This is a genomic window from Johannesbaptistia floridana, from assembly GCF_057440575.1.
In genome coordinates, this window is the sequence record NZ_JALKVM010000274.1 from 1 (window position 1) to 9,647 (window position 9,647).

A 9,647-nucleotide genomic window follows, 5' to 3' on the forward strand; every position below is an offset into this window, starting at 1 on the left:
CACCAGTAAATGAGTGATAAAGATGCAAGATCTGAGGCCCTCTGCTATTGCTTTGCGCCCTCAGCTCTAGTTTTTTTCACTAATTTAATCGGTAGATTTTGTTTTGTTGTACATCAACAATAAGGTGTGGTAAAATCCAAAGCAAAAATGAATGATTGTGGTGAGAGGAGAAAACAATTAGTACTTTAGATAATAAAAATCAAAACAAATCTCTGCAAATCAAGGGCAAAACGAAATTGCAGGGAGAAGTAGAAATTAGCGGGGCAAAAAATTCTGCCCTAGCAATCATGGCAGGCACGATACTCGCGGGAGATTCCTGTCTATTAACCAATGTACCAAGTTTAGTAGATATTGACCGCATGAGCCAGGTTTTGGTATCTCTGGGAATCAAAGTCAATAAACAAAGCAATAACCTAGAGATTACCACCCAAGATATTTATAAATCTCATGCACCATACGAGTTAGTATCACAATTAAGAGCAAGTTTTTTTATTATTGGACCATTATTAACCCGATTGGGAGTTGCTAGAATACCCTTACCGGGAGGTTGTGCTATTGGTGCTAGACCAGTGGATTTACACGTACGTGGTTTACAGTCAATGGGAGCTGATGTGCGTATAGAGCACGGAATTGTCGATGCTCACATCAAGGCTAACAAAAAAAGACTCACAGGAGCAAGAATTTATCTAGATTATCCTAGCGTAGGTGCCACAGAAACCCTAATGATGGCAGCAACTCTAGCAGAGGGAGAAACTAGAATTGAAAATGCAGCCCAAGAGCCAGAAGTAGTGGATTTAGCTAATTTTTGTCGAGCTATGGGAGCAAGAATTGCCGGAGCTGGGAGCAAAACTATTATCATCGAAGGAGTGGAGAGTTTGCATGGTGTGGAATATGCCATTATCCCAGATCGCATTGAAGCTGGTACTTTTTTAGTAGCTGGAGCGATTACAGAATCAGAACTTAGTTTGTTTCCAGTAATTCCTGAGCATTTGACGGCAGTTATTGCTAAACTAAAAGCAATTGGTCCTCAGGTGATTCGAGAAGATACTCACAGGTTAAAAATTATTCCCAATACTCTCAAACCCACAGAAATTGAAACTATGCCCTATCCAGGGTTTCCTACAGATATGCAAGCTCAATTTATGGCCCTATTAAGTCTCGCCCAAGGTAATAGTATTATTAGTGAGACTGTATTTGAGAATAGATTGCGCCATGTATCGGAGTTGAATCGTATGGGTGCAAATATTCGTCTCAAGGGTAATCATGCCTTGATTACTGGAGTTTCTCAGTTATCAGGGGCACCAGTAATGGCGACGGATTTAAGAGCGTCAGCAGCTTTAGTTTTAGCGGGTTTAGCAGCAGAAGGCACGACTATTGTTCAAGGTTTACATCACTTAGATCGTGGTTATGATAATCTTGAGGGCAAGCTCAGAAATTTAGGGGCAAATATCAGCCGCATCGATGAAAGTCCCAATCCAATCTCTGTAATTGCGTGAGTAAAAGGGAAGCTCACAAGGGTAGGTTTTTTAGAAAGAGCTTGTAATGATGGCAAGACAATTAATACAAGTAGTAGTAGGGGCGCAAGGCTTGCGCCCCCATTGAGGCTTGCGCCCCCACCTTTGCTCAGATCTTGCACCTTTTCCACTCATTACTTCAAGACTTCAAGACTTCTTACTTCAAAACTCATTACTTCAAGACTTCAAGACTTCAAGATTCATCCACCACCAGTAACTTTTGGCAAAGCTGGAAGAATATTTAATTAACCTAGAATACTAATATATTTTATTTATTTTAATATAAAATCTTGATTACCCCATAACCTATGGTGCGTTACACTTCGTTAACGCACCCTACTTGAGTGTCAACTGGAAGAATATTTGATTAACCTAGAATACTATAGCAGTGACCGCAGTGGTGTTAACAACATTTATTACTAATGATCCCCCCAACCCCCCTTACTAAGGGGGGCTTTTCATCATTTTTGTCAACATCTATTGGCTCATTGCTATAATATATTTTATTTATTTTAATATAAAATCTTGATTACCACATAACCTGTGGTGCGTTACACTTCGTTAACGCACCCTACTTTTCTTCTTACTTCAAGACTTCTTACTTCAAAACTCATTACTCCTTACTTCAAAACTCATTACTCATTACTCATTACTCATTACTCATTACTCATTACTCATTACTCATTACTCAACCACAACCAGTAAATGAGTGATAAAGATGCAAGATCTGAGAGACTCTAACTTAGAAAAATAAGCTAAGTTACAAAAATGTTGCTAATAGCTGTTTCTACAAGATATCATAGTAGAATAGTTCAAAATAAGCCATTAGATAAGTGAATCAATCTTATTTTACTCCTAAACTCCGAAAAATTCCTATTTTCCTATTTTCCATCCTATTAACGGGATTAGTAGTAAGCTGTTCTAGTGTTAAAGAAAATAAAAAATATACAATAAATACTTTCTGGAAAAATCCTTCAATTATCTCTCAGCCTTTGGTTATGGAAGGAGGAGATCCATACATTCGTGCTTTAATGAGAACTATATCTGCGGCCGAATCTAATCTCCCACAACCTTATCATGTACTATATGGGGGAAAATATGTAAATAGTTTAGAAAAACATCCTCAAAAATGTGTTTCTATCAAATGGGGACCTAACAGAGGAAATTGCAGCACTGCGGCTGGTCGTTATCAATTTTTAGATTTTACTTGGGAAGAAAAAGCGAGAAGGTATCATCCCAAATCAAAATTTATCTGGCAAGATTATAGTTTTGAAGCTGAATATCAAGATATAGTAGTTTATCGCTGGTTATCAGATTCTCAAGCTTGGGGAATGAATGTAGCTGTTGAATTAGAAAAAGGTAATATTGATAAAGTTTTGCGAAGACTTTCAGGCACTTGGACAAGTTTGGGTTATGGAATCGAAAGCAATAGTATAAGTCCACATTTACCCCAGATTTATCAAAACATTCTCCAAGAAGAACTATCTTAATAACGCCCTGGATTTAAAATCCAGGGAACGAATGACCTAAAACACCTCTAGCCTGGTCTCAACTAGCTTGGGTAGAGGTTATTCTTCTCCTTCTACTTGAGCGCGATATTCATCAGCAGAGAGAACATCTTCTATTTCTATATCAGGATTATCTATTCTCACTTTGATAAACCAACCTTCACCATAAGGATCATCGGGTATATTTTCTGGAGACTCAATTAAAGCTTCATTTCGCTCAATAACTGTTCCAGATATGGGTGATTTCAAGTCTTCTACAGCCTTGACGGATTCTATAGTACCAAATGTTTCCTCAAATTCTACCGCCTCTCCTAGTTCTGGTAATTCCAGAAAGACAATATCACCTAGTTGATCAATTGCAAAACTAGTGATTCCAATCGTGGCTATTTCGCCATCTAAGCGAATATACTCGTGTGTATCAAGATATTTAAGATCGTCAGGATATTCAAATTCCATAGTTTTACCTCAATAATAATAGCAATAATAAGTTTACTACCATTTTTTGTTAGATTTACAGATTTTATCAATTAACAGATTCTACCAGTAAAACTGATTTTACCTTACGTTTAACAGGTTTTCCTCCTGGTAATTTTTTTCCGTAATATTCTTTACCAGACCAATATAAGCTAGAAGAACTACCACCGTCTAAATTAATCGCCTTAGTTACTCCCAAACTGTGTACAAAATTGGCTAATTCTGGTAGAGATAAACCGCCATTCTCTGTGGATGTGGATTTTTGTTCTACCATTAACCAGATTAAGTCCCCTGTGGGAGTTAAAGCGATCGCCGTACGGGCATTAGCTTTGTGACTACCGATAGCATCCCTTACTAGTTTATCCTCTCGATAAGCTAAAAAAGCCTCATTGATACCGTTAAATTCGGGAAGTAATCCAGGTCCTCCTCCCAAGCCATCTAAGAAAATACAATTAGGAGGTATAGGAGTACGATGTCCGACTAAATCATATTCAATCTCGTTACCACATTGATATTTTCTCAACTCACTGCGGTTCAAAATTTGGCCCATATAGATTCCTACGGATTGATTAGTCATTAGCTGTTCATTTCTCCGAGGATCTGCGATTATTTGACCATTTTTTATGACATAGGAGGTAGTTTGTTTATTTTTAGGGTCAAAAAAGCCCCCATTTAGTACAGCGATCGCCTTAGGGTGTTCTTGAGCAAATTCTGTTACTGTCATTAATTCTGGTGCTACTGCTACTGTTACAGATAATTCTTTAGTTCGAGGTATCTCTAGGGTATGAACTATAGCTGTAGGTAGCTTATAAGCACGATATTCTATTTCTTTTTTGTCAGTTGCGGCTAGTTGACGAGTACTAAAACTGATTAACAAAAGACAACTAACAGATAATAAAATCAAAAAGCGTTTCATAATTTTACAAATAACTATTGAGTTTTGGTTCGTGAAACTTCAGCTTGAGTTAAGAGAGACTCGGCGAAGGCAATGGCCTCTAAATCAGCTTGTCCTCCACTGAGTTGGGCTAATTCTTCCCGTCTTTGTTGGTGATTAGCCAGGTTATGTACACGTACCACTGTACGTAAATTACTATCAAGAGAATCCACACTGGGATTTTCTGCTACTATTTGTTTTTCTACGCGAAAATGAACATCAGCCATAGCTGCTACTAGGGGTTGATGGGTAACACATAAAACTTGATGAACTTTGCTGAGGTAATGTAATTTATTAGCTATAGCCTTGGCGACTTTTCCTGATACACCCACATCGATTTCGTCGAATACTAAAGTTTTCCCTGTGGTTTTAGTATCAGCAAAACAAGATTTTAAAGCCAACAGAAAGCGACTCATTTCTCCTCCTGATGCTGTGGTAGATAGAGGTTGTATATTTTCTCCTGGATTGGGACTAAAGTAGTAGATTACTTGGTCTGAACCTGTAGCATTTATTGGAGCATGAGAGATACGGCAAACAAAAATTACCTTTTCCATGGCCAGAGGTTTTAACTCTGTAGTTAATTGCTGTTCTAATTTAGCCGCGGCTACTTGTCTTAATTTAGTTAGAGTTTGAGATAAATCAGTTAAATTTTCTTGAGCTATTGTGTATTCTTTTTCTAGAGTTTCAATTCCTTGGCTATCATTTTCCATCTCTTGTAAATTTTCCACCAATTTTTGCTGATAGGCAATAGCCTCAGGGAGAGTGGGTCCATATTTACGACAAATAGCCTTAAGCTTACCAATTCTACTAGTTATTTGGGCTAAATATTCTGGATCCCCCTCTAGATTTTCCCCATAGCTATAAATTTGGTGTCCCGCTTCTACTACTTGTAGAGAGGCATTTCTCACCATTTCCAATACAGACTCTAGAGTGGTATCATACTTAACCATATCTGCCAATAATCCTTCAGCCTTTGCTAGTAAATCCGAAACTGCTGGTTGTTCCTGTTCGTTTTGGTAGAGAATTTGATAGGATTGATAACTAAGTTGTTGTAATTCCACTAGGTGAGATAAACGTTCTCTTTCTTGTTCTAGTTGTTCTAATTCATCAGCCTCAGTTAAAGCTGCATCTTTTAACTCCTGTAGTTGATACTGAGTTAAATCTAGTTTTTGTAAACGTTCTTGTTCTGATTGGCGTCTTTTCTGGAGTTTTTGGTGTAAAGCTTGGGCTATATTATAGGCTGTGGTAACTTTTTCCCGTTGTTGGAGTAGTTCAACTCCACCGTAAGAATCTAATAGTTGTCGCTGTTTTTCGGGAATCATCAATTCCACCGTTTGTCCTTGGGCCGTAATTTCTAAAAGGCGATCGCGAATTTGTAATAGGAGTTGGCGATTTACTAAAATGCCGTTCACGCGGGAGCGCGATCGCAGATTCTCTTTCCCTACGATCATTTCGCGACTGCAAATCACCGTATCTGCTTCTAATGGTTCTAACTCTTGTTCTACAAACCATTCACTTACATGGGAATTTACTAAAAAAGTCGCTTCAATTACCGCACGGTTTTTTCCCTGTCTAACTAGACGTTGATGTGCCTTGCCGCCCAAAACCACATCAATAGCATCGAGGATAATTGATTTCCCTGCCCCAGTTTCTCCGGTTAAAACATTTAAACCAGAACCAAATTGTAGTTCTAATTCATCGATTAGGGCAAAATTGTTAATTTTTAGAGAGTAAAGCATAGATGGCCAGAAATAAGCCCCAAATTAGTCACAATTATTATTTTGACAAAATTATTGTTACAATAGTTAACATATATTCAAAGAGTGAGAAATTAAAAATTCGCTGCTCAACTAGAAACAGCCACCGAATCATAGCGATCATAAATAATATAACTTATGAATGAAACAACAATATCAGCACCAATAGAATTTTATCCTATAAAAACACCCTTAGCTCACAAAGAAAATTTAGGCCCAGTAGACGATTTAAAACCGGAGAGTTGGGCATATAATCCCGAGACTATCGGTAAATACTATAAATCTCGACCCTTCTCAGTAATTACAAGATTTATAAAAATCGTCACTACCTTTTTATCATTCTATCTTGGCATACGCTGGGACAAAATTCGGGGTAAATCTGATGTAAACCAACGCCAACAAGCAATTAAACTTAGAGAAATCCTTACAGACTTAGGACCCACATATATTAAGATTGGGCAAGCTTTATCAACTCGTCCTGATTTGGTTCCACCTGTGTATCTAGATGAGTTAGCGCAACTACAAGACCAATTACCGTCTTTTCCCAATGAAATCGCTTACCAATTTATAGAAGAAGAACTAGGATCTCCTCCAAGTGAAATATATGCTGAATTGTCCCCTAAGCCAATTGCTGCGGCTTCTTTAGGACAAGTATACAAAGGAAAATTAAAAACAGGAGAAGAAGTGGCGGTAAAAGTTCAACGTCCTGACTTAATTCGCCGCATTACCCTCGATATTTACATCATGCGCACCTTAGCTACTTGGGCACAAAACAATATAAAACAATTGCGCTCTGATTTAGTAGCGATTACTGATGAATTAGCTTCAAGAATCTTTGAAGAAATAAATTATGCCCATGAAGGCCGCAATGCTGAAAAGTTCGCCGAACTATACGGTAATTTACCAGAAATCTATGTACCCCGTATCTATTGGGAATATACAGGCCGTAGAGTTCTTACCATGGAATGGATTACCGGAACAAAGTTAACTAATATAGAAAAAATTCAGAGCCAAGGTATAGATGCTACTCACTTAGTAGAAGTAGGAGTAGAATGTTCTCTACGTCAGTTATTAGAGCATGGATTTTTCCACGCAGACCCCCACCCTGGTAACCTGTTAGCTATGCCAGATGGGAGATTAGCTTACTTAGACTTTGGTATGATGAGCGAGATTAAACCCTATCAGCGCTATGGTTTAATTGAAGCAGTAGTACACTTAGTTAATAGAGACTTTGAAGCTTTATCAAGAGACTATGTGAATCTGGAATTCCTAACTCCTGATACAAATTTAGAACCAATCATTCCCGCCTTAGCTAAAGTATTTAACAATGCTTTAGGAGCAAGTGTAGCGGAGTTAAACTTTAAAAGTATCACTGACGAAATGTCAGGACTGATGTATGAGTTTCCTTTTCGCGTTCCCGCCTACTACGCCTTGATTATTCGTTCTATGGTAACTTTAGAGGGGATAGCGATTGGCATTGATCCTAATTTCAAAGTTCTCAGTAAAGCTTACCCCTATGTAGCTAAGCGTCTACTCACCGACCAATCCCCCCAACTTCGTGCTTCTTTACGAGATTTACTGTTCAAAGATGGTAGTTTCCGTTGGAATCGTTTAGAAAACTTACTCCGTAACGCTAGTAACTCTCAAGACTATAATTTTGATAAAGTTGTAGACCAAGGAGTAGATTTTCTCTTTTCTGAAAGAGGTACTTTTATCCGGGAGCGTTTAGCCACTGAAATAGTTAATGCTTTAGATATTTGGGGTCGTCGCACTTGGCTAAATTGGTCTATTTCAATCCGTGAAAGGGTTGGTTTAACTGTTCAAGAAACTCCAGCAGAATTGGCTAAAAATGAAGAAACAGTAGAACACCTACGCAATATTTGGGTGATTCTTCAAGATACCCCCGGTTATGAACCTGTGAAACTCCTTAATCTTTTGAATAAACTGGTTACTAAATCAGAAACCCAAGAATTAGGGCAAAAAGTTGTGGAAGGATTAGCACAGAAAACCGCCGCGCGTCTACTGCGTCGTCTATTCTTAGATAGGGAGTATTTAGCTAGAGAAGCTTCTAATCGCGCTTTACCTCCTGTAGCCGCTTTACGTTAATTTTATAAAGACATAAATAGAAAAACCCGACATCAACTTTTATCAGTATGGTGTCGGTTTTTTTAGCGGAAAAAGTGCGACGCTCTTTTTTACCAACTGTTATAGCAGTGACCGCAGTGGTGTTAACAACATTTATCACTAACTTTTCCCCCCAACCCCCCTTACTAAGGGGGGCTTTTCATCATTTTTGTCAACATCTATTGGCTCATTGCTATATAATAAAATAATATTACTAACCCAAAAATATTATGCTTAGACCAGAAGTAGAAGCGAGAACAATCTTAATTGCTTTAACTGGTTCCCACGCCTACGGAACTAACTTACCCGACTCGGACGAAGATTATCGGGGAGTTTTTATAGGCACCCAAGAATATTATTTAGGATTAAAAAATATAGAACAAAGAGACTCTTGGAACTTAGAGAACCCTCAAGAAATTTCTGGTAAATTTTCTTTTTTAGATAATAATCCTGATTTTTGTCTATATGAATTAAAAAAGCTGTTTTATTTAATAGAAAAAAATAATCCTAATTTAGTAGAATTATTTTGGTTAGATAGAGAATATTACCTACACTTAACTAGTTTAGGGGAAAAACTGATTAACAATCGAGAAAAATTTCTATCTTCTAGCTTAAAATACTCTGCTGCTGGTTATGCAGAAAGTCAGATTAAACGCATGGAGAGACATCGTCGCTGGTTGTTAAATCCTCCAGAAAAAAGACCTACTCCTCAAGATTTTGGTTTTGACCGTAGTGACTATTTACCTTTAACTAAATCTCAAGTTAATAGTTTTATAGAGTTTCTCTATGTATTAGTAAGAGACTGTATTGAATATTTAGAACCAGTAGAAAAATTTCGGGAGTTAATCCTAGGAGATATTGACTATAAAGCAATTTTGAAAAATTATCCCCTGAATGATGATGTGTACTCAAAAGTGCAAAAAATTACTAATGCTTCTGATGAGTTTATGCACCATCTTCATACCACACGAATGTATCAATCAGCTATTAAAGATTGGGAAAACTATCAAAGATGGTTGAAAAATAGAAACAAAGAAAGAGCAAGTTTAGAGGCTAAATGTGGTTATGATTCTAAACATGGTAGTCATTGTTTACGTTTATTGCGCATGGCTAAAGAAGCAGTAACTGAAGGGGTTTTAAATCCTCATCGACACAAAGCTGGTGATGCAGATTATCTGTTAGCAGTGCGTAAAGGGGAGATTTCCTATGAAGAATTAATGGCAGAAGCTGAAAAACTGTTTGAAGAGGTTAAACAGGTTAAATCAGTTTTACCAGATAGGGTAGATAGAGAATTTCTTAATGAGTTGTGTATGGAGATAGTAGCAGAAATGGGATT

The 9,647-nt window shown here is 37.5% G+C and carries 7 protein-coding genes; 4 read left to right on the forward strand and 3 right to left on the reverse strand.

The annotated features are described in order from the left end of the window. Positions 1-176 precede the first annotated feature (176 nt). Both murA and MW688_RS17000 read left to right on the forward strand, forming a co-directional pair. Complete coding sequence (murA, locus tag MW688_RS16995) at positions 177-1,496, forward strand: UDP-N-acetylglucosamine 1-carboxyvinyltransferase (protein ID WP_486737208.1); 1,320 nt, start codon at positions 177-179, stop codon at positions 1,494-1,496. 851 nt (positions 1,497-2,347) lie between these two features. Beyond that, entirely contained in the window at positions 2,348-3,004 is a 657-nt protein-coding gene (locus tag MW688_RS17000; RefSeq protein WP_486737202.1) for a glycoside hydrolase family 24 protein, read from the forward strand. A 78-nt stretch (positions 3,005-3,082) separates the two neighbouring features. Here the strand turns inward: MW688_RS17000 and gcvH are convergent, their stop codons facing one another. From gcvH to recN, 3 genes are all read right to left on the reverse strand, one after another. Beyond that, a complete protein-coding gene (gene gcvH / locus MW688_RS17005) occupies positions 3,083-3,478 on the reverse strand; it encodes a glycine cleavage system protein GcvH (protein WP_486737203.1) in 396 nt (131 codons plus the stop codon). 67 nt (positions 3,479-3,545) lie between these two features. Next, complete coding sequence (locus tag MW688_RS17010; RefSeq protein ID WP_486737204.1) at positions 3,546-4,412, reverse strand: phosphodiester glycosidase family protein; 867 nt, start codon at positions 4,410-4,412, stop codon at positions 3,546-3,548. A 14-nt stretch (positions 4,413-4,426) separates the two neighbouring features. Further along, entirely contained in the window at positions 4,427-6,169 is a 1,743-nt protein-coding gene (gene recN, locus MW688_RS17015) for a DNA repair protein RecN (RefSeq protein WP_486737205.1), read from the reverse strand. A gap of 156 nt (positions 6,170-6,325) precedes the next feature. Here recN and MW688_RS17020 point away from each other — a divergent pair, with 156 nt between their 5' ends. Both MW688_RS17020 and MW688_RS17025 read left to right on the forward strand, forming a co-directional pair. After that, complete coding sequence (locus MW688_RS17020) at positions 6,326-8,293, forward strand: ABC1 kinase family protein (protein WP_486737206.1); 1,968 nt, start codon at positions 6,326-6,328, stop codon at positions 8,291-8,293. 248 nt (positions 8,294-8,541) lie between these two features. Beyond that, positions 8,542-9,647 (forward strand): DNA polymerase beta superfamily protein (locus MW688_RS17025; RefSeq protein ID WP_486737207.1); only part of this gene is annotated, 1,106 nt, incomplete at its 3' end.

Coding starts and splice junctions, on each gene's coding strand:
- gcvH (WP_486737203.1), bottom strand. CDS start 3,478: ATGGAATTTGAATATCCTGACGATCTTAAATATCTTGATACACACGAG.
- MW688_RS17010 (WP_486737204.1), bottom strand. CDS start 4,412: ATGAAACGCTTTTTGATTTTATTATCTGTTAGTTGTCTTTTGTTAATC.
- recN (WP_486737205.1), bottom strand. CDS start 6,169: ATGCTTTACTCTCTAAAAATTAACAATTTTGCCCTAATCGATGAATTA.
- MW688_RS17020 (WP_486737206.1), top strand. CDS start 6,326: ATGAATGAAACAACAATATCAGCACCAATAGAATTTTATCCTATAAAA.